Genomic DNA, 20,604 nt, shown 5'->3' on the forward strand with positions numbered 1-20,604 from the left:
CTCGAAAGTTCGTATTTATTTGGCGCGAATTCTCTGGCTGTGGCCTAATTGATCCTTTTCAACCTCCCAATTGAGAATTCGACATGGGCAATAAGATCGTTACCGAAGCAGACCGCAAGGCCACTCCCCGTCCCCAGGCACCCAATGGCGTGACCCTGCCCACTCCCGGCCGTGGCCAGCGCGTGAGCCTGGAGCGTGGTTCGCACACTCGCAGCAAGAAGCAGCCCGGCAAGCGCCACGGCTAATTCCTGCAGCAGGCTGCGCCCCGGTGCGGCCCGCAAAAAAGCCCTCGTCACTTCGGTGCGAGGGCTTTTTGCTTTTCACGGCTTCAGAGCGTTGGTTTGCTTATCCCTGCAGATTTTTCAGCTTGCGGCGCAGCTGCTGCACTTCCTCGATGAGGTCGGTGGTCAGGGCGGCGAGCTGGGGGTCGGCGTCGAAGCTGTGTTCCAGCTGGGCAATGCGGCGCGCACGCACCAGCGTCTGGCTGCTGAAGCGCCATTGCTCATGGCTGATCTCGCGGATCTGGCCGGCGTTGTCGTAGCTGATGACGCCTGTCTGCACATGCTCGATGACCCATTGCGGGCTGGTGCAGCAATGGCGGGCCAGCTCGTGCAGATCGAGAGCGGCCTGCTCCAGCAGCTCGGCAGGTTCGTAGAAAGGGTAGTGGGAGGTGCTCATGGGAAAACCTTTCAACTCAGGCTGCGGGCATCGAACTGCGGGAAGGCCTTGGCAAAGTCGGCATAAGCCTGCTTTTGCGCGGGTGTCGCGGCGGGCGGGAAGACCACATCCAGCACCAGATACAGATCACCCGGCGTGGCGGCGGGCAGGCCCTTGCCCTTGAGGCGCAGCTTGCGACCCGAGCGATAGCCGGCGGGCACGGTGACTTCCAGTTCCCCGGCCAGCGTCTTGAAGGGGATGGGGCCGCCCAGCTCGGCCTCCCAGGGTGCGAGTGGCACTCGCTGGTACACATCCTTGCCCTCGGACCACCAGCGTGGGTCGCTGCGAAAGTGCACTTCCAGCAGCAAATCTCCTGGGGCACCCTTGCCCAGGCCTGGGTTGCCCTGACCGGCAAGGCGAATCATCTGGCCCTCGCGCACGCCCTTGGGAATGGTGACCTGCAGCTCCTTGTCCTTATGGGTGGGGATGCCCTGGTCATCGAGCGCGGTGCTGCGCAGATGCAGCGAGCGCACGGCTCCGCTGTAGCTGTCCTGCAGATCCAGCTCTATGCGGGCATGCTGGTCCTGGCCGCGCATATCGGGCGTGCTGCGTGCGCTTTGCTGGCCTTGATGGCGTCGTGCACGCGCGGCCTGGCCGAACATCTGCGAGAAGAACTCGCTGAAATCGGCGTCGCTGCCGGCATCGCCATGACTGCTGAAGTGAAAATCCTGCTGATCCCAGTCGGGTGGCGGGCGAAAGCCTCCGCCGCCCTGGGCTCTGGCATTTTGCGCAAACTGCATCTCGTCGCCCATGGCGTCATAGGCCGCGCGTTTTTCGGGGTCGGAGAGTACGGTGTTGGCCTCGTTGACTTCGGCCATGCGGGCGTCCGCATCTTTTTCCTTGCTGATGTCGGGGTGGTATTTGCGGGCGAGTTTGCGATAGGCCTTCTTGATGTCCTCGGTAGAGGCCTTCTTGTCCACGCCAAGTATCTTGTAATAGTCCTTGTAATCCATGGAGTCACCAATCTTCTTGTCAAAAGATGGGCGCAAGACTGTTGCCTTGGCTGCCGCCATTGCTGCGCCCGCATTCAGGAAAATAATAGGGATAGAGTGCGGCAGCTTCAAGGGTCTCAATGCGCGCTGGTAGGGTGATGAACGGGGTTTGAGTCCTTGGGGGCATCTGGCGCTACCATTGCCGGGATCAATGCAAGGGCGTGTGCGAAGGCCTGCCCAGAGTTTGTGAAATGAAACAAGAAATTACAAAAGCAGACGCATGGCTGGTTGTCTGCCTCTGTGCTGACTGGTGCGGTACCTGTAAACAGTACCGGCAGCCCTTCGAGGCTCTTGCTGCCCAGTTTCCGCAGATGCGTTTTGTCTGGCTCGATGTGGAAGACCGTGAGGATGTCGCTGGCGATCTGGACATAGAAACCTTCCCGTCCATCTTGGTGGCGCAGGGCGAGCAGGCCAGATTCCTCGGGCCTGTGCTTCCGCAGTCGGGGGTGCTGGCGCGGATGCTGCAATCCCTGCCCGCAGATGCAGCGGCGAGGCCAGCCGATGTGCAGGAGGCCCAGGATTTGCTGCAGCGATTGTTGCGCGCCGATGACCTGGAGGAAGTCTTGCGTTGATCGCTGTTTTATGCGAGACACTTTTTGCGAAAACAATGGTTTGCGGCTACAATCACGGCTTCACGACCAAACGGGCGGGTACATACCGCCCGTTTTTTTTGGGCAATTCATGGCGAAACCTGTTTCTTGCAGAGCTAAGTCCATGATTTGACAGATTTTTCGGGATTGAACTGAATACACGTGGCACTACAGCAAATCGTTGAACAAACCGTGACAGGTCTGGGCTATGACCTGGTTGAAATCGAGCGCTCGGCCGGCGGCCTGCTGCGCATCACGATTGATTTGCCTTGGCAGGCGCCGGAGGAAGGTGCGCCTGAGCTGCCCGAGCAGTTCGTGACAGTGGAAGACTGCGAAAAGGTCACGCGCCAGCTTCAGTTTGCGCTGGAAGTCGATGGTGCGGACTATGCCCGCCTGGAGGTCTCTTCTCCAGGCATCGATCGTTTGCTGCGCCATGAGCAGGACTTCATCCGCTTTGAAGGCTCGGAGGTGGATCTGACGCTCAAGGCTCCCATCGGGGCTGCCGGTGGCGACAAGATCAATGCAAACCGCAAGAAATTTCGTGGCACGCTGGAACGGACTGAAGAAGGTGGCTGGCAGATCGTCTGGAGCGATGAGCCGCCTCCCAAGCCTGGCGTGCGCGTCAGCAAGAAGCGTGAGCCAGCGCCATTGAACGCGATGGGCTTTACGCTTGACGAGTTGCGCGAAGCTCGTCTGGCACCGATTGTGAATTTCAAAGGACGCGCAGCCAAGCCCGAATGAGGCAGCTGAAGCGTTGGAATCTTTTGGGGCAAAGAGGTCGCATGCAAATCCTCTTTGTGTGATTGAAATAGGAGAGTCGTCGCATGAATCGCGAACTGTTGATGTTGGTTGAAGCCATTTCGCGTGAAAAGAACGTGGAACGCGATGTGGTTTTTGGTGCCGTGGAATCTGCACTGGCACAGGCCACCAAGAAGCTGTACCAAGGTGAAGTAGACATCCGCGTGTCCATCGATCGCGAAAGCGGCGACTACGACACCTTCCGCCGCTGGGTGGTGGTGTCTGACGATGCCGGTCTGCAGAACCCCGACGCCGAAGAAATGCTGATGGATGCGGAAGACCGCGTGCCCGGCATTCAAATTGGTGAGTTCATTGAAGAGCAGATCGAGTCGCTGCCCATCGGTCGTATCGGTGCCATGGCTGCCAAGCAGGTCATCCTGCAGAAGATTCGCGACGCCGAGCGCGAAATGCTGCTCAACGAATTCCTGGCCCGTGGCGAGAAGATCTTTACCGGTACCGTCAAGCGCATGGACAAGGGCGACATCATTGTCGAATCCGGCCGTGTGGAAGGCCGACTCAAGCGCGGCGAGATGATCCCCAAGGAAAATCTGCGCAATGGCGACCGCGTGCGTGCCATGATCATGGAAGTCGATGCCACCTTGCGCGGCGCTCCCATCCTGCTGTCGCGCTCGGCTCCCGAATTCATGGTGGAATTGTTCCGCAATGAAGTGCCCGAGATCGAGCAAGGCCTGCTGGAGATCAAGAGCTGCGCCCGTGACGCCGGCTCTCGTGCCAAGATCGCCGTACTGAGCCACGACAAGCGCGTGGATCCTATCGGCACCTGCGTCGGCGTGCGTGGTACCCGTGTGAACGCCGTGACCAACGAACTGGCCGGCGAGCGTGTGGATATCGTGCTGTGGTCCGAAGACCCCGCCCAGTTCGTGATCGGTGCTCTGGCTCCTGCCAATGTCTCTTCCATCGTCGTGGACGAGGAAAAGCACGCCATGGACGTGGTGGTGGACGAGGAAAATCTGGCCATCGCCATCGGTCGCGGCGGTCAGAACGTACGTCTGGCCTCCGAGCTGACAGGCTGGAAGATCAATATCATGGACGCTGCCGAGTCTGCTCAGAAGCAGGCCGACGAGTCGGCTGTCTCGCGCAAGCTGTTCATGGAAAAGCTGGATGTGGACGAGGAAATCGCCAACATCCTGATCGAAGAAGGTTTCGAGACCCTGGAAGAAGTGGCCTATGTGCCGCTGCAGGAAATGCTCGAAATCGAATCCTTCGACGAAGAGACGGTGAACGAGCTGCGTAGCCGCGCCAAGGATGCACTGCTGAGTCAGGAAATTGCTCGCGAAGAAAATGTGAGCAAGGCATCCGAGGATCTGGTGTCTCTGGACGGCATGAGTGCCGAACTGCTGGACAAGCTGGCGCAAGCTGATGTGCACACCCGTGACGATCTGGCCGACCTGGCGATCGACGAGCTGACCGAAATCACCGGTCAGACCGCCGAAGAAGCCAAGGCCTTGATCATGAAGGCGCGTGAGCACTGGTTTACCGATGGGCAAGAGTAAGGTCAGGGAGGTACAGAGCATTTATGTCGAGTAATACGGTTGCAGAATTTGCGAAAGAGCGCAACACGACCCCTGATACCTTGCTGCAGCAGCTCAAGGCCGCCGGGGTTGACAAGGCAAATGCCGCTGATGCGCTGACCGAAGGTGACAAGCAGCGCTTGCTGTCTCACCTGCAGGCAAGCCATGGCAGCGGTGCCAAGAAGATCACGCTGACCAAGAAGTCCACCAGCGAAATCAAGCAGGCGGATTCATCGGGCCGTGCCCGTACGATTCAGGTGGAAGTGCGCAAGAAGCGCACTTTCGTGAAGCGGGAAGACACTCCCGCCGAGGCTCAGGCCAATGCGGAAAGCATGGCTAAGGCTGTGCAGGAGCGTGCCGCTAGTCAAGAGCTGGTACGCCGTGAAGAAGATGCTCGCCGCGAGGCCGAGCTGTTGAGCCATCAGGAAGAACAATTGGCCAAGGAACGTCAAGAGCGCGAAGAGCGCGAGCGCCGCGAGCGCGAAGCCGAGGAACGTGCTGCAGCCTATGCAGCCGCGGAAGTCGCCAAGGTGGCTGAAGCCAAGGCGGCAAAGGAAGAGGAAAAGCGCGAGCACGCCGCAGGCGCTGCCGCACGTGCAGCGGCCCAGGCCGAGGCACGCGCCAAGGCGGAAGCCGAATCCCAGGCCAAGGCTGCTGAAGAAGCCAGCCGCGCCAAGGATCTGGATGAGCGCCGCCGCAAGGCCCTGGCCGAGGCGGAAGCCATCCGTGCCATGATGGCTGCGCCCAAGAAGGTGCTGGTCGCCAAGAAGCCCGAAGAGCCCAAGAAGGCTGCTCCGGTCGCTGCGGATGCCAAGAAGCCTGTTGCCGCCAAGGATGGCAACAAGCCTGCAGGCGGCGCTGGTGCAGCCAACGCTGGTGGTGGCGCCCGTCCCGGCAAGGAAGTCAAGTCCGCCAAGCTGTCTTCGAGCTGGTCCAACGACGCGGCCAAGAAGAAGGAAATCAAGACCCGTGGCGACAGCTCCGGTGGCGTGGCTGGCCGTTCCAACTGGCGCGGTGGCCCCAAGGGCGGCCGTCGTGGCAATGACCGTCACGAGCAGCAACAGCAGCAGGCTCCCGAGTTTCGTCAGCTGGAGATTTCGGTGCCCGAGACCATCACCGTGGCCGAACTGGCCCACAAGATGGCCATCAAGGCATCCGAGGTCATCAAGGTTCTGATGAAGATGGGCCAGATGGTCACCATCAACCAGCCGCTGGACCAGGACACCGCCATGATCGTGGTGGAAGAAATGGGTCACACCGCCAAGGTGGCAGCGCTGGACGATCCCGAGGCCTTCACTGCCGAGGAAGTTTCCAACTCCGAAGCCGAGCAACTGCCTCGCGCTCCTGTGGTGACCGTCATGGGCCACGTGGACCACGGCAAGACCTCGCTGCTGGACTACATCCGTCGCACCAAGGTGGCATCGGGCGAAGCCGGCGGCATCACGCAGCACATCGGTGCCTACCATGTGAAGACGCCTCGCGGCATCATCACCTTCCTGGACACTCCCGGTCACGAGGCCTTCACGGCCATGCGTGCTCGCGGTGCCAAGTCCACCGACATCGTGATTCTGGTGGCTGCTGCCGATGACGGCGTGATGCCCCAGACCAAGGAAGCCATCAAGCACGCCAAGGCAGCTGGTGTTCCTATCGTGGTGGCCATCACCAAGGCTGACAAGCCCGAAGCCAACCCCGACCGCGTCAAGCAGGAACTGGTCGTGGAAGAGGTGCTGCCCGAGGAGTACGGCGGTGATTCTCCCTTCGTTGCCGTGTCCTCCAAGACTGGCCAGGGCATCGACGAGCTGCTGGAGCAAGTGCTGCTGCAGGCCGAAGTGCTGGAACTCAAGGCGCCGGTGGAAGCCGCTGCCAAGGGTATCGTGATCGAAGCCCAGCTGGACAAGGGCCGTGGTACCGTGGCTACGGTGCTGGTGCAGTCCGGTACGCTGAAGGTCGGCGATGTGGTGCTGGCTGGCCAGACCTATGGTCGCGTGCGAGCCATGCTCGACGAAGACGGCAAGCAGACCAAGGAAGCCGGTCCTTCCATCCCTGTCGAGATCCAGGGTCTGAACGAAGTGCCCCAGGCGGGTGACGACTTCATGGTGCTGAGCGACGAACGCCGTGCCCGTGAAATCGCAACCTACCGTGCCGGCAAGTTCCGCAATACCAAGCTGGCCAAGCAGCAGGCTGCGAAGCTGGAAAACATGTTCGCCGAAATGTCCGCTGGCGATGTGCAGACTCTGCCCATCATCATCAAGGCCGACATGCAAGGCTCGCAGGAAGCTCTGGCAGCCTCGCTGCTCAAGCTGTCGACCGACGAAATCAAGGTTCAGCTGGTGTACTCCGGTGTGGGCGGTATTTCCGAGTCCGACGTCAACCTGGCTCTGGCTTCCAAGGCCATCATCATCGGCTTCAACGTGCGTGCGGATGCTCAGGCCCGCAAGACCGCGGAAGGCAACGATGTCGACGTTCGCTACTACAACATCATCTACGACGCCGTGGATGAGGTGAAGGCTGCGATGTCCGGCATGCTGGCTCCCGAGAAGCGCGAAGAGATCATCGGCATGGCCGAGATCCGTACCGTGTTCGTGGCGACGAAGATCGGCACCATTGCCGGCTCGTACATCACGCAAGGTCACGTCACCCGCAACGCACACTTCCGTCTGCTGCGCGACAACGTGGTCATCTACACGGGCGAGATCGAGTCGCTGCGCCGCCTCAAGGACGATGTCAAGGAAGTCAAGGAAGGCTTCGAGTGCGGTATCAAGCTGCGCAACTACAACGACATCAAGGAAGGCGACGTGCTGGAAGTCTTCGAGATCAAGGAAATCGCTCGTACGCTGTAAAAGCAATAGCTGCTAGCGCCTGTTGTGCAAGGGTTTGAGGCTGAAAATGCCTTGAGCTCCTTGTGCGGCAAGCGCAAATAGCTCCTTTTTTATTCATGGCAACCAAACGCAAATCTGCTGCTCCCAACCGCAGCTTCAAAGTTTCCGACCAGATCCAGCGTGATCTGTCGGAGCTGATCGCCCGCGAGTTGAAGGACCCGCGCGTCGGCATGGTCACGCTGCAAGGCGTGGAGGTGACTCCTGACTATGCCCACGCCAAGGTGTTCTTCAGCGTGCTTGTCGGCGATCCCGAAGTGACGCTGGCTGCACTCAATCAGGCCGCAGGCTTTCTGCGCAACGGCCTGTTCAAGCGTCTGCACATTCATACCGTGCCCACGCTGCATTTCGTCTACGACCGCACTACAGAGCGCGCTGCCGACATGAACGCCTTGATCGCCAAGGCCGTGGCGTCGCGCGGACCCGAACAGGAATAAGCACATGAACGCCCCTCGCACCCGGGTGCAGCGGCGCCCTGTGCATGGGGTGTTGCTGCTCGATAAACCGCTGGGCTGGTCCAGCAACGATATCTTGCAGAAGGTCAAGTGGCTGCTGCGCGCCGAAAAGGCCGGGCATACAGGCACGCTTGATCCGCTGGCCAGTGGCGTGCTGCCGCTGTGTTTCGGCGCTGCCACCAAATTCAGTCAGCTTCAGCTCGAAGCCGAGAAAACCTACGAAGCCATTGCCCGCCTGGGCCAGACCACGACCACGGCCGATGCCGAGGGCGATGTGGTGCTGGAGCGTGCCGTCGATCTGGCCGCCATCACGCCCGAGCGCCTGGCGCAGGTGCAGGCCCAGTTCACGGGCGACATCAAGCAGGTGCCGCCCATGCACAGTGCGCTGAAGAAGGACGGCAAGGCACTCTATGAATACGCCCGTGCGGGCGTGGAAGTGGAGCGTCCCGCACGCGATGTCACCATTCATGCATTGGATCTGACGCTGGTGCAGGACGATCAGGGGCATCCAGCCATCAAGATGAGAGTGACCTGCAGCAAGGGCACTTACATCCGCACATTGGGCGAAGACGTGGGCGAGGCCTTGGGCTGTGGCGCCCACTTGCGTTTTCTGCGCCGTGTGGAAACCGGCGGTCTTGAGGTGTCGCGCTGCGTGACGCTGCAGGCGCTGGAAGCCATGAACGATGAAGAGCGCATCGCACAGGTCCGGCCTGTGGATACCCTGCTGCATCGTCATGCCGTCGTCACCTTGGGTGAACAGGATGCAGGTCGCTTTCTATCAGGCTTGCGCCGCCGAGGGTCTTGGGCTGATGCCCCGGCCGTGGCGGTGTATGGTGAGCGCCCGCATGCCCTTTTAGGGGTAGGCCGTGTGGCGAGCGGGGAATTGATCCCCGAGCGCCTGCTCAGTCCGCTAGAAATTCAACAAATTTTGGAAGGAACGCCGCGTCCACAAGCAAGCGGCATTTTGGAAACATTATGAGCAAACAAATCCGCAACATTGCGATCATCGCGCACGTTGACCACGGTAAGACCACCATGGTGGACCAGCTGCTGCGCCAGTCCGGCACTTTTGCCGAGCACGAAAAAGTCGTCGACACCGTGATGGACAACCATGCCATCGAACGTGAGCGCGGCATCACCATTCTGGCCAAGAACTGTGCCGTGTCCTGGAAGGACACCCACATCAACATTCTCGACACGCCCGGTCACGCGGACTTCGGCGGCGAAGTGGAACGCGCTCTGTCCATGGTTGACGGCGTGGTGCTGCTGATCGATGCGCAAGAGGGCCCCATGCCCCAGACGCGTTTCGTGACCAAGAAGGCTCTGGCCCTGGGCCTGCGCCCCATCGTGGTGGTGAACAAGGTGGACAAGCCCGGCGCCAACCCCGACAAGGTGATCAACGCCGCTTTCGACCTGTTCGACAAGCTGGGTGCCACCGACGAGCAGCTGGACTTCCCCGTGGTCTACGCCTCCGGCATCAACGGCTGGTCGTCCAAGGAAGAGGGCGAGCCCGGTGCCAAGTGGGGTGAGGACATGTCCGCCCTGTTCGACACCATCCTGGATCACGTGCCTTCCGTGCAGGGCGATGCCAGCGCTCCCCTGCAGCTGCAGGTTTCCGCTCTGGACTACTCCACCTTCGTGGGTCGTATCGGCGTGGGCCGCATCACCCAGGGCACGCTCAAGCCCGGCCAGCAAGTGGCCGTGATGGCCGGTCCTGACGGCAAGAGCTACAGCGGCAAGATCAACCAGGTGCATACCTTCCAGGGTCTGGATCGCGTGCAGGCCACCGAAGCCGGTCCTTCCGAGATCGTGCTGATCAGCGGTATCGAAAACATCGGTATCGGCGAGACCGTCACCGACCCGGTCAATCCCCAGCCTCTGCCCATGCTGAAGATTGACGAGCCCACGCTGACCATGAACTTCTGCGTGAACACCTCGCCCCTGGCAGGTCGTGAAGGCAAGTTCGTGACCAGCCGCCAGATCTGGGACCGTCTGCAAAAGGAACTGCGCTCCAACGTGGCTCTGCGCGTCAAGGAAACCGACGAAGACGGTATCTTTGAAGTCTCCGGCCGCGGTGAACTGCACCTGACCATCCTGCTGGAAGAAATGCGCCGCGAAGGCTACGAGCTGGCCGTGTCCAAGCCCCGCGTCGTGATGCAGATGATCGACGGCGAAAAGCACGAGCCTATCGAGCTGGTGACTGCCGACATCGAAGAAGGCCACCAGGGCGGCGTGATGCAGGCACTGGGCGAGCGCAAGGGCGAGCTGGTGAACATGGAACCCGATGGCCGCGGTCGCGTCCGTCTGGAATACCGTATTCCTGCCCGTGGCCTGATCGGTTTCACCAACGAATTCCTGAACCTGACACGTGGTTCCGGCCTGATTGCCAACATCTTCGACAGCTACGAACCCCATAAGGGCGACATCGGCGGCCGCAAGAACGGTGTGCTGATCTCCATGGACGACGGTGAAATCTTCACCTACGCCCTGGGCAAGCTGGACGACCGTGGCCGCATGTTCGTGAAGGCCGGCGACCCCGTGTACGAAGGCATGATCATCGGCATCCACAGCCGCGACAACGACCTGGTGGTGAACGCCACGCGTACCAAGCAGCTGACCAACTTCCGCGTCAGCGGCAAGGAAGATGCCATCAAGATCACGCCACCCATCGAACTGTCGCTGGAATACGGCGTGGAATTCATCGAAGAGGACGAGCTGCTGGAAATCACCCCCACCAGCCTGCGCGTGCGCAAGCGTCACCTGAAGGAACACGATCGCAAGCGTGCTTCGCGTGATGCGTAATTCACAGGCCTAGGCTGTGAATCCAAAAAAAGGCCCTTAGGGGCCTTTTTTATTGCACGCTGCTGCCCGACGGGCCGCTCGTCTGCCTGGTTTGATACATCGCAACCGCTGCAGTATCGATTCGTCGCTATGCGAGCCATGGGTCGAGTTGCTGCCGGGCTGCAGCTGTCAAGTGCTGCAGCAGATGCTGACCTCACGGGTCCGCAGCGAAGCCTGGAATCCTGGCTCCGGAGCGCTGATGAAAGAGCAGGGGATCCGCTGAGTCGCGGTAGCTTCAGAAACAAAAAACCGCATGGGAGGCATGCGGTTTTTGATAACGGCCCTGTCTCGCGCCGTTGAGAAGCAGTCGATTTACTTCTGCGTCAGAATCCAGGCCACCAGCTTCTTGGCATCGGCATCGTTCACCTGGGGATTGGCGGGCATGGGCACGGGGCCCCACACGCCGGAGCCGCCCTTGATGACCTTGGCAGCCAGCTTGTCGGCTGCATCCTTCTGGCCTGCATACTTGGCGGCCACATCCTTGAATGCGGGGCCAACCAGCTTCTTGTCAACAGCGTGACAGGCCATGCAGTTCTTGGACTGCGCCAGGGCCTGATCGGCCATGGCAGGGGCCACGGCAGCGGCGGAAAGGGCGAAAGCGATCAGAAATTGCTTCATCATGAGTTCCCAGGGTGCGGGGTTAAAGTTGATCTTTTAGCGCATTGTAGTGCTTGGCTTGTGTACTCTCCAGTGCACTCTGTGTTCTGGAAAATCAACAAAAAGGGGGATGTATGTATCTGTTAGGTTTGGCGATCGTGTTGTCGCTGCTCAAGCTGGCTGAGATCGGGCCTGTCGCAGGCTGGAGCTGGTGGCCGATTCTGGGCGTTTATGGCGGGGCTGCCGCCTGGTGGGCCTGGGCCGATGCTTCCGGCTATACCAAGCGCAAGGCCATGGACAAGATGGACCGGCGCAAGAAAGAGCGTATCGAACGTCAGAGGCAGGCCATGGCACCGGGTCAGCGACGTCGTTGAGTGGCGAATCAGGCATCGTGATTGACGATGTCTGGCGATTGTTTTGCCTGACAGCCCGCCATGGGCTAGGCATCGCTGCCTTGCAGTGCTGGGCCATAATCCAAAGAATCATTTCCCGATAACGTCTTATAGCGAACCCCATGCCCGCATACCGTTCCAAAACCTCCACTGGCGGCCGCAACATGGCCGGTGCGCGCGCCCTGTGGCGTGCCACCGGCATGAAAGATGGCGATTTTGACAAGCCCATCATTGCGATTGCCAATTCCTTCACCCAGTTCGTGCCTGGCCATGTGCACCTGAAGGATCTGGGGCAACTGGTCGCGCGCGAGATCGAGGCGGCCGGCGGTGTGGCCAAGGAGTTCAACACCATCGCCGTGGACGATGGTATCGCCATGGGTCATGACGGCATGCTGTATTCGCTGCCCAGTCGCGACCTGATCGCGGACTCGGTCGAGTACATGGTCAATGCCCATTGCGCGGATGCGCTGGTGTGCATCTCCAACTGCGACAAGATCACTCCCGGCATGCTGATGGCCGCGATGCGCCTGAACATTCCGGTGATCTTTGTTTCCGGCGGCCCTATGGAAGCCGGCAAGACCAAGCTGGCCAACCCCGAAACCAAGACCATCGAGTTCAAGAAGCTGGATCTGGTGGATGCCATGGTGATCGCGGCCGATCAACGCTATTCCGACGCCGAAGTGGCCGAGGTGGAACGCTCCGCCTGTCCGACCTGCGGTTCCTGCTCGGGCATGTTCACCGCCAATTCGATGAACTGCCTGACCGAAGCGCTGGGCCTGTCCCTGCCCGGCAACGGCACCGTGGTGGCTACGCATGCCGACCGCGAAGAGCTGTTCCTGCGCGCCGGCCGCCGCATCGTCGAGCTGGCCCGCGACTATTACGAGAACGGCAACGACAACGTGCTGCCGCGCTCCGTCGGCTTCAAGGCGTTCGAGAACTGCATCACGCTGGACATCGCCATGGGCGGCTCCACCAATACCATCCTGCACCTGCTGGCCATCGCCCAGGAAGCGGGTATCGACTTCACCATGGCCGACATCGACCGCCTCTCGCGCGTCGTGCCCCAGCTGTGCAAGGTGGCGCCCAACACGCCCAAGTACCACATCGAAGACGTACACCGCGCCGGCGGCATCATGGCCATCCTGGGCGAGCTGGACCGCGCCGGCAAGCTGCACACCGATGTGCCCACGGTGCATGCCAAGACCATGAAGGATGCGCTGGAGCAGTGGGACATCATGCGCACGCAGGACGAGGCCGTGCGCCACTTCTACATGGCCGGACCGGCCGGCATTCCCACGCAGGTGGCGTTCAGCCAGAACACCCGCTGGCCCAGCCTGGACCTGGACCGTGCCGAAGGCTGCATCCGCAGCTACGAGCACGCTTTCAGCAAGGAAGGCGGCCTGGCCGTGCTGCGCGGCAACATCGCGCTGGACGGCTGCGTGGTGAAGTCCGCAGGCGTGGACGAGTCGATCCTGGTGTTCGAAGGCCCGGCCCATGTGGTCGAGTCGCAGGACGAGGCCGTGGCCAACATCCTGGCCGACAAGGTCAAGGCCGGCGATGTGGTCATCGTGCGCTACGAAGGCCCCAAGGGCGGCCCCGGCATGCAGGAAATGCTCTACCCCACCAGCTACATCAAGTCCAAGGGCCTGGGCAAGGCCTGCGCGCTGCTGACGGACGGCCGCTTCTCGGGCGGTACCTCCGGCCTGTCCATCGGTCACTGCTCTCCCGAAGCGGCAGCCGGCGGCGCGATTGGTCTGGTGCAGAACGGCGACATCATCCGCATCGACATTCCCAACCGCAGCATCAACATGCTGGTCAGCGACGAAGAGCTGGCCCGCCGCCGTGAAGCGCAGAATGCCAAGGGCTGGAAGCCTGCCCAGGCGCGTCCCCGCAAGATCTCCGCGGCCCTCAAGGCCTATGCCAAGCTGGTGACCAGCGCCGACACCGGCGCTGTGCGCGATCTGTCGCTGCTCGACGATTAAGTTACGTTTGTTTCGTCATTTCGTCAGCGCGGCCTCCCATGCTGACGGACAATCCCACAGCCGCTCGATGCAAGTCGTGCGGCTGTTTTTATTGTCTTGCCAGAAAGTGATCTCCATGTCTTTCGCTGTTCGCCCCTCCTTCTTGTCGAAGACAGCAGGGCTGCTGGCCTTGCTGGGGGCATTGACGGCGCAGGCTGCAGAAGGGCGTTACCCGCAGCGTCCCGTGCGTCTGGTGGTCCCTTTCACACCCGGAGGCTCCACCGACATCGTGGCGCGACTGGTTGCCGATGCCATGCACACGACTATGGGTCAGCCCGTGGTGGTCGACAACCGCTCCGGCGCCAGCGGCTTCATCGGGGCCGAGGCCGTGGCCAATGCGGTGCCTGACGGCTACACGATCGGCCTGGGCACCATCAGCACGCTGGTGGTCAATCCCATCATGCTGCCTCAGTCGGCACGCATAGATCCTGCCAAGGCCTTTGTGCCGGTGGTTGCACTGGCATCCATTCCGTCGGTGTTCTCCGTGCATCCCAACATGGGTGTGCAGAACTATGCCCAGTTCCTCACTCTTGCGCGCAGCAAGCCGGGTCAGTTCAATATCGGCTCGGCCGGAGTAGGCTCCATCGGGCATCTGATTGCCGAGCGTCTCAATGTCGATCTCAAGCTCAAGCTGCACCACATTCCCTACAAGGGGCAGGGGCCGGTGATCAGCGGCGCATTGTCGGGCGAGACCCAGGTGCTCAGCGATCAATACCCCTCGTCGGCTCCGCATGTGGCTGCGGGCCGCCTGGTTCCGTTTGCCGTGGCTGCACAGGAACGCTTGCCTGCCCTGCCGCAGGTGCCCACGTTCAGGGAGTTGGGTCACCCTTCGCTCAATGATCTGGCCATCACCTGGTTCGGCATCGTTGCTCCGGCAGGAACGCCGCAGGCCGTCGTGGCCAGGATCAACGGCGCTGCCAACGCGGCCTTGCAGGAGCCAGCCGTGCAGGAGCGGTTGCAGGCCATGGGCGTGCAGGTATTGGGCGGCACACCGCAGCGATTGAGCGCCATGATGGATGAGAGCGCCAAGGTCGTGCGCCAGACCGTGCGCGAGCAGGGCCTGGCGGTGGACAAGCCGCATTGACGCTTGAAGGAGCGCCGCCTGCGCCGCTGGCGCCGGATGCAGCAGGATGCCAGGTCGAGGTTTTTCGCATCAGGGGGCTTTGAGCCGGTGAATGAGGCCCTGCAGCGTTCTCGGAGCATGCAGTTTTGCAGAAACGTCATCGGCCTGCGGCACAATGCCTGACATGCTGATGTATCCGCACATTGATCCTGTAGCCGTGCAGATTGGCCCGCTGGCCGTGCACTGGTATGGCATTACCTATCTGGTGGCCTTTGGTCTGTTCCTGTTTCTGGGCACGCGCCGACTGCACCACCCTCCATTCAAATACATGACGGGCGAGCGTGCCTGGGCGCGCAAGGATGTGGAGGACATTCTCTTTCTCGGCGTGCTGGGCGTGGTCGTGGGCGGGCGCATCGGCTATTGCCTGTTCTACAAGCCCGGCTACTACCTCTCGCATCCGCTGGAGATTCTTGCCGTTTGGCAGGGCGGCATGAGTTTTCACGGCGGCCTGCTGGGCGTCATCGGCTCCATGATCTGGTTTGCGCGCTCGCGCAGGCGCAACTGGCTGGAAGTCGCAGATTTTGTGGCGCCCTGCGTGCCCACAGGGCTGGCTGCGGGCCGCATCGGCAACTTCATCAACGGCGAACTCTGGGGACGTTTTGCGAGTGCCGATCTGCCCTGGGCCATGGTGTTCCCGCAAAGCGGCTCCATGCTGCCGCGTCATCCCTCGCAGATCTATCAGTTCCTGATGGAAGGGCTGCTGCTGTTCATCATCCTGTGGCTTTACGCGCGCAAGGAGCGCAAGCCCGGCCAGGTCGCGGCGGTTTTTCTGATCGGCTATGGGGCCTTCCGCTTCATTGCTGAGTACTTCCGCGAGCCCGACGACTTCCTGGGCATTCTGTCGCTGGGCATGAGCATGGGGCAGTGGCTGTGCATTCCCATGATCGTGGCCGGTGTGCTCATGTGGGTGTGGTGCGGCAAGCGCCAGGCCTACGCGGTTCAGCGGACCACGGCCTGAAGGCCAAATCCAGAAAAGCGCAGACTCCGGTCTGCGTTTTTCATGGCGTGCCATGCGAGGCCGAAAAACTGCACATAATGGCTGAAAGCGTTACTGCAATTGCGGTATCTGCTTCTTCAATGAGAGCATGATGGTGCTGGAACAAGGAGATGCATATGGGGTGGGCAGCCGAGTGGATTGAGCAAACCAAGCTGTGGGTGCGCGGTGCAGAGGGCGAGAAGGGCGATGGCAAGCATCGCCCGCTGGCGCAACGCCTGGAAGCCACCTTGCGTCGTGGGGAGGAGGCGCTGTCGCCGCGCGAGCTGCGTCGCTTGCTGCAGGACATGCAGCAGGTCGCCGATACCGCGCTCAGCGACGTGGAGGGCGGCCGTCACGCGCAGCTGCTGATGGATTGGTATGCCAAGGCCGATCTGGCCGCACGCAAGGACTTCTGGCTGCTGGCGATCGAAAAGTTCGGCCCTGATGCCAAGGCCCTGCAGGCGGCCCGCGAGCGCTACGACAAGGCGGGCAGCGATGTAGAGCGTGGCGAGGCCGAGATGAGCCTGCGCCGCGCCCTGGTTTCATCGCGCACGCGGCTGTTGCAGCGTTTTGCCCAGCCCAAGGGCGGCATGGGCTTTCTGGTCGACATGCGCGCCGAGTTGCTGGCCTTGCCCAAGGCGGAGCAGCACTATGTGGCGCTGGACGCCGAGCTGGAGCATCTGTTCTCCAGCTGGTTCGATGTGGCCTTGCTGGAGCTCAGAAGCCTGAACTGGGATTCGCCTGCATCGCTGCTCGAAAAGCTGATCAAGTACGAGGCAGTGCACGATATCCGCAGCTGGGCCGATCTGAAGAATCGCCTCGACAGCGACCGCCGCTGCTATGGGTTCTTCCACCCGCGCATGCCCAATGTGCCGCTGATCTTTGTGGAGGTGGCACTGCTGGACAAGATGGCTGGCAGCATGGCTCCGTTGCTGGACGAGGCCGCAGCGGCTGCCGATCTGGCCAAGGCCAACACCGCCATCTTCTATTCCATCAGCAACACCCAGACCGGACTCAAGGGCGTGAGCTTCGGTGATTCGCTGATCAAGCATGTGGTGGAGACGCTCACGCAGGAGTTTCCCAAGCTCAAGCAGTTCGCCACGCTGTCGCCGATTCCGGGACTGCGCAGCTGGCTGAGCAAGAACGGCGATGCTGCGCTGGCGGAGCTTGACGACAAGCAAAAGGCAGCCCTGGAAAAAGTCGCCGGCGGAGTGAGTGCCGCGCAATTGCTGGCTGCGCTGGACGATCCCGGCTCGCTGCCGGAGAAATCGGTGGTGCGTCAGGCTGCCATGTTCTGCGCTGCGCGCTATCTGGGTCGGGAAACTGCCAAGGGTCGTCCGCTGGATGCCGTGGCACGCTTTCACCTTGGCAACGGTGCGCGCGTGGAGCGCCTGAACTGGGCGGCAGACCTGTCGTCCAAGGGGCTCAAGCAATCCATGGGGCTGATGGTCAACTATCTGTATGACCTCAAGCGCCTGGACAAGCACCGCAGCCTGTTGGCGCAGAGCAAGATTCCCGTTTCCTCGGAGATCGAATCACTGTGCAAGGGTTGAGTGCATCGCGGCTCGCGCTGCGCCCGGCCTGAGCCGGCTTTTGCTGCTGCGTCTTCCAACCACAAGCCTGGCGGCGGCGATGCGGCTGACCGGGCGCGCAGAGGAGACATGCATGCAGGATTCTTGGGCAAAGAGCGTGGGTTTGCAGCGGCGCACGCTGCTTGGGTCGACGGGGGCATTTTTAGCGGCAGGGGCGTGGGGCTGGTCCGGCATGGCCCAGGCATCGGAATGGCCGAGCAGGCCTGTCAATCTGATCGTGCCTTTTCCTGCCGGCGGTGGCACCGACACCTTTGCCCGACCGTTCTCTGCCCAGTTTGCCAAGACTTCGGGCAAGACCCTGGTGATAGACAACCGCGGTGGCGCGGGCGGTACGCTGGGTGCCAGCATTGCGGCCAAGGCCGCACCCGATGGCTACAACTTCTTCATGGGCGGCACCCACCATGTGATTGCGCCATCGGTCTATCCCAAGCTCGAATACGATCTGGAGCGCGACTTCATCCCGCTGGCGCTGCTGGCCAGCGTGCCGCAGGTCGTGGTGGTCAATCCCAAGAAGGTGACGCATGCCAGCTTGCAGGCTCTTGTTCAGGACCTGCGTGCCAACCCCGGCAAGTACAACTATGCCTCGGCAGGGCCGGGTTCCTCGCACCATCTGGCGGGCGAGTTGTTCAAACTGCAGACCAAGACCCAGATCACCCATATCCCCTACAAAGGCGCAGGGCCGGCGCTGCAGGACCTGATTGCCGGCAATGTGGACATGCTGTTCGATGGCCTGGGCTCATCGGCCCAGCATATCAAGGGTGGCCGCATCAAGGCCTTGATGGTGGCGGGCGCCAAGCGCAACCCCGCCTTTCCCGATGTGCCCAGCGCGGCCGAGTGCGGCCTGCCGGACTTCACCGTCACCACCTGGTATGGGCTATGGGCCCCCAAGGGCACGCCTGCCGCCGTGCAGCAGCAGATGCTGGACGAGGTGCGCAAGATCGGTGCCGCCGAGGACATCAAGGCTGCCTGGGCCAAGAACGGCGCCGATTACGGGCAGCTGAGCCAGCCGCAGTTTGCCAGCATGGTGCAAAGCGAGATCCAGCGCTGGGCCCATGTGGTCAAGGCGGCGAATGTGAAAATTGACTCCTGAGCCTGCTGGCTGCCTTGCGGGGCGCCCTTTGCTGACGCCCCATTTTGAAGAAGTGATTTTTCCAGTGCCTGGCGCAACCGGCCAGGCCAGGGCCGGGCCTATGATGGCCATGGACCTTTTGCTTTCACCGTTTCCGAGTTCGACAGCATCACGATGACCGACATGCCTCAAGCCAATCTTTTCAGCGCGCTGCGCGCTGCATTTCCTGCGGATCTGACGAAAATCGCCGTGGAGGCCATCGAGCCCGATGGCTCCAGCCTCTACTACACCTGGGCCGATCTGGAGCAGGGCAGTGCACGCATGGCCAATCTGCTGGCCTCGCTGGATCTGCCCGAGGGCAGCCGCATTGCGGTGCAGGTGGAAAAGTCGGTCGAAGCCATGATGCTCTACCTGGCCACGCTGCGCAGCGGCCATGTGTTCCTGCCGCTGAACACGGCCTACCAGAGCGCCGAGATGGAGTACTTCATCACCAATGCCGAGCCGGCCGTGGTGGTCTGCTCCCCCGGTTGTTTTGGCTGGGTGTCCAAGATTGCCTTCAACCACGGCGTGGGCCATGTCTACACCCTCGGCACTGATCGCACGGGCAGCTTGCTGGAGCGTGCGGCGCACCATAGCGATGAGCACCAGGTCGCTGCGCGCCGCGCCGACGATCTGGCGGCGATTCTCTACACCAGCGGCACCACGGGGCGCAGCAAGGGCGCCATGCTCAGCCACGGCAATCTGCTGAGCAATGCGGCCATGCTCAAGGTCTACTGGGGCTGGCAGGACGGCGATGTGCTGATTCACGCGCTGCCCATCTTCCATGTGCATGGCCTGTTTGTCGCCATTCACGGGGCGCTGCTCAACGGCAGTCCCATGATCTGGTTTGCCCGCTTCGAGCCCGAGGCCGTCATGGCGCGCTTCAAGGATGCGACCGTCTTCATGGGGGTGCCAACCCTTTATGTACGCATGCTGGCCGATGCCAGGCTGGACCGCGACATGGCTGCGCACATGCGTCTGTTCATCTCGGGCTCGGCGCCCATGCTGATCGAGACCTTCCGTGCCTGGAAGACACGTACCGGTCACACCATCCTTGAGCGCTATGGCATGAGCGAGACCATCATGCTGACCTCCAACCCCTATCAGGCAGATGCGCGCTATGGCAATGAGGCCGAGCGTCGCGGCGCAACCGTCGGCTTTCCCCTGCCTGGCGTGGGCGTGCGCATTCATGGCGATGACGGCAAGGCCCTGCCCGCAGGCGAGATCGGCAATATCGAGGTGCAGGGCCCCAATGTCTTCAAGGGCTACTGGCGCATGCCCGAGAAGACGGCAGAGGAGTTCACGGCCGACGGCTGGTTCAAGACCGGCGATGTGGGCCTGCAGGACGAGCGCGGCTATTTCAGCATTGTGGGGCGCAGCAAGGACTTGATCATCTCGGGCGGCTACAACGTCTATCCGGCCGAGGTGGAGGGCTTCATCAACGATCTTCCCGGTGTGGATGAAAGTGCCTTGGTGGGCGTGCCGCATCCGGACTTTGGCGAGGTCGGCGTTGCCGTCATCGTGCCGCGCAAGGGCGTGCAGCTGGATGGGTTGAAGATTCTGGAGTCGCTCAAGGCCAGGCTGGCCAATTTCAAGGTGCCCAAGCGCTGCTATGTGGTGGACAGCCTGCCGCGCAACACCATGGGCAAGGTCCAGAAGAAGCTGCTGCGCGATCAGTATCAGCAGGAGTTCTCCTGAGCCTGGTCGAAGCGGACGCCAAGCGTTGGTTTTTGGCTGCAATATTGCCTGTGTTTCAGGCGCTTGTCTTTTGACTTGACTCCTGAAAAGTGAGCTGATTGTGCAGTCTGTAAGACATATTCAGCATTGAATCGACTCAAAAATAAAGCGGCTTGTACGCAGGCTGCTTTTAATTTGTGAGTTGCAAACGGCGGCCCTTGAGCGGCCTGTGTCACCGAATATCTGGGACAAGCCGGGCCAGGAACGCCCGGTCAGGGACGCCCGGTCAGGGCGACCGGCCGGGGCTGTCCCCCAGT

At 61.5% G+C, this 20,604-nt stretch carries 18 protein-coding genes; 15 read left to right on the top strand and 3 right to left on the bottom strand.

Going from position 1 to position 20,604, the window contains the following annotated elements; genetic code table 11:
* The first annotated feature begins 83 nt into the window (after window positions 1-83).
* Window positions 84-245, top strand: a complete 162-nt coding sequence (locus NOX35_RS10610) for a hypothetical protein (protein ID WP_003056362.1) — start codon at window positions 84-86, stop codon at window positions 243-245.
* Between the two features lie 100 nt (window positions 246-345).
* Here the strand turns inward: NOX35_RS10610 and NOX35_RS10615 are convergent, their stop codons facing one another.
* Together NOX35_RS10615 and NOX35_RS10620 are read right to left on the bottom strand one after the other, a co-directional pair.
* On the bottom strand, window positions 346-678 hold the full coding sequence (locus NOX35_RS10615) for a chaperone modulator CbpM (RefSeq protein WP_182286639.1): 333 nt from the start codon (window positions 676-678) through the stop codon (window positions 346-348).
* Between the two features lie 11 nt (window positions 679-689).
* Window positions 690-1,670: a DnaJ C-terminal domain-containing protein gene (locus NOX35_RS10620; protein WP_256496912.1), complete on the bottom strand. Its 981-nt coding sequence runs from the start codon at window positions 1,668-1,670 to the stop codon at window positions 690-692.
* Between the two features lie 230 nt (window positions 1,671-1,900).
* On the opposite strand from NOX35_RS10620, the gene NOX35_RS10625 reads away from it, so the two are divergent.
* From NOX35_RS10625 to typA, 7 genes are all read left to right on the top strand, one after another.
* Window positions 1,901-2,281 (top strand): thioredoxin family protein, encoded by a 381-nt coding sequence (locus NOX35_RS10625; protein WP_256496592.1) that lies wholly within the window; start codon window positions 1,901-1,903, stop codon window positions 2,279-2,281.
* A 180-nt stretch (window positions 2,282-2,461) separates the two neighbouring features.
* Window positions 2,462-3,040 (top strand): ribosome maturation factor RimP, encoded by a 579-nt coding sequence (rimP, locus tag NOX35_RS10630; RefSeq protein WP_003080490.1) that lies wholly within the window; start codon window positions 2,462-2,464, stop codon window positions 3,038-3,040.
* A gap of 83 nt (window positions 3,041-3,123) precedes the next feature.
* Window positions 3,124-4,611, top strand: a complete 1,488-nt coding sequence (nusA, locus tag NOX35_RS10635) for a transcription termination factor NusA (RefSeq protein ID WP_003080487.1) — start codon at window positions 3,124-3,126, stop codon at window positions 4,609-4,611.
* A gap of 23 nt (window positions 4,612-4,634) precedes the next feature.
* A complete protein-coding gene (infB, locus tag NOX35_RS10640; RefSeq protein WP_182286641.1) occupies window positions 4,635-7,469 on the top strand; it encodes a translation initiation factor IF-2 in 2,835 nt (944 codons plus the stop codon).
* Between the two features lie 95 nt (window positions 7,470-7,564).
* The gene (rbfA, locus tag NOX35_RS10645; RefSeq protein WP_003056352.1) at window positions 7,565-7,942 is read left to right on the top strand and encodes a 30S ribosome-binding factor RbfA; all 378 of its coding nucleotides are present in this window, start codon (window positions 7,565-7,567) and stop codon (window positions 7,940-7,942) included.
* Between the two features lie 4 nt (window positions 7,943-7,946).
* Window positions 7,947-8,939: a tRNA pseudouridine(55) synthase TruB gene (gene truB / locus NOX35_RS10650; RefSeq protein ID WP_256496593.1), complete on the top strand. Its 993-nt coding sequence runs from the start codon at window positions 7,947-7,949 to the stop codon at window positions 8,937-8,939.
* Window positions 8,936-10,762, top strand: a complete 1,827-nt coding sequence (gene typA / locus NOX35_RS10655) for a translational GTPase TypA (protein WP_182286643.1) — start codon at window positions 8,936-8,938, stop codon at window positions 10,760-10,762. The genes truB and typA overlap by 4 nt, the downstream gene beginning before the upstream one ends.
* A 351-nt stretch (window positions 10,763-11,113) precedes the next feature.
* Here the strand turns inward: typA and NOX35_RS10660 are convergent, their stop codons facing one another.
* On the bottom strand, window positions 11,114-11,419 hold the full coding sequence (locus tag NOX35_RS10660; protein ID WP_003063149.1) for a c-type cytochrome: 306 nt from the start codon (window positions 11,417-11,419) through the stop codon (window positions 11,114-11,116).
* 113 nt (window positions 11,420-11,532) lie between these two features.
* On the opposite strand from NOX35_RS10660, the gene NOX35_RS10665 reads away from it, so the two are divergent.
* The 7 genes from NOX35_RS10665 to NOX35_RS10695 all read left to right on the top strand — a co-directional run bounded on the left by NOX35_RS10665 (window position 11,533) and on the right by NOX35_RS10695 (window position 20,308).
* The gene (locus tag NOX35_RS10665) at window positions 11,533-11,772 is read left to right on the top strand and encodes a TIGR04438 family Trp-rich protein (RefSeq protein ID WP_182286644.1); all 240 of its coding nucleotides are present in this window, start codon (window positions 11,533-11,535) and stop codon (window positions 11,770-11,772) included.
* A gap of 140 nt (window positions 11,773-11,912) precedes the next feature.
* On the top strand, window positions 11,913-13,772 hold the full coding sequence (gene ilvD / locus NOX35_RS10670) for a dihydroxy-acid dehydratase (protein WP_182286645.1): 1,860 nt from the start codon (window positions 11,913-11,915) through the stop codon (window positions 13,770-13,772).
* A gap of 115 nt (window positions 13,773-13,887) precedes the next feature.
* A complete protein-coding gene (locus tag NOX35_RS10675) occupies window positions 13,888-14,895 on the top strand; it encodes a tripartite tricarboxylate transporter substrate binding protein (protein ID WP_256496594.1) in 1,008 nt (335 codons plus the stop codon).
* Between the two features lie 154 nt (window positions 14,896-15,049).
* Window positions 15,050-15,892, top strand: a complete 843-nt coding sequence (lgt, locus tag NOX35_RS10680) for a prolipoprotein diacylglyceryl transferase (protein ID WP_182286647.1) — start codon at window positions 15,050-15,052, stop codon at window positions 15,890-15,892.
* A 155-nt stretch (window positions 15,893-16,047) separates the two neighbouring features.
* On the top strand, window positions 16,048-17,463 hold the full coding sequence (locus tag NOX35_RS10685; RefSeq protein ID WP_256496595.1) for a malonyl-CoA decarboxylase: 1,416 nt from the start codon (window positions 16,048-16,050) through the stop codon (window positions 17,461-17,463).
* A gap of 112 nt (window positions 17,464-17,575) precedes the next feature.
* Window positions 17,576-18,592 carry a tripartite tricarboxylate transporter substrate binding protein gene (locus NOX35_RS10690; protein ID WP_182286649.1) on the top strand — a complete coding sequence of 339 codons (1,017 nt, stop codon included), beginning with the start codon at window positions 17,576-17,578 and terminating at the stop codon, window positions 18,590-18,592.
* A gap of 162 nt (window positions 18,593-18,754) precedes the next feature.
* Window positions 18,755-20,308, top strand: a complete 1,554-nt coding sequence (locus NOX35_RS10695; protein ID WP_182286650.1) for a malonyl-CoA synthase — start codon at window positions 18,755-18,757, stop codon at window positions 20,306-20,308.
* The last annotated feature ends 296 nt before the right edge of the window (window positions 20,309-20,604 follow it).

This window comes from Comamonas sp. C11, from assembly GCF_024496285.1.
GTDB lineage: Bacteria > Pseudomonadota > Gammaproteobacteria > Burkholderiales > Burkholderiaceae_C > Comamonas > Comamonas testosteroni_F.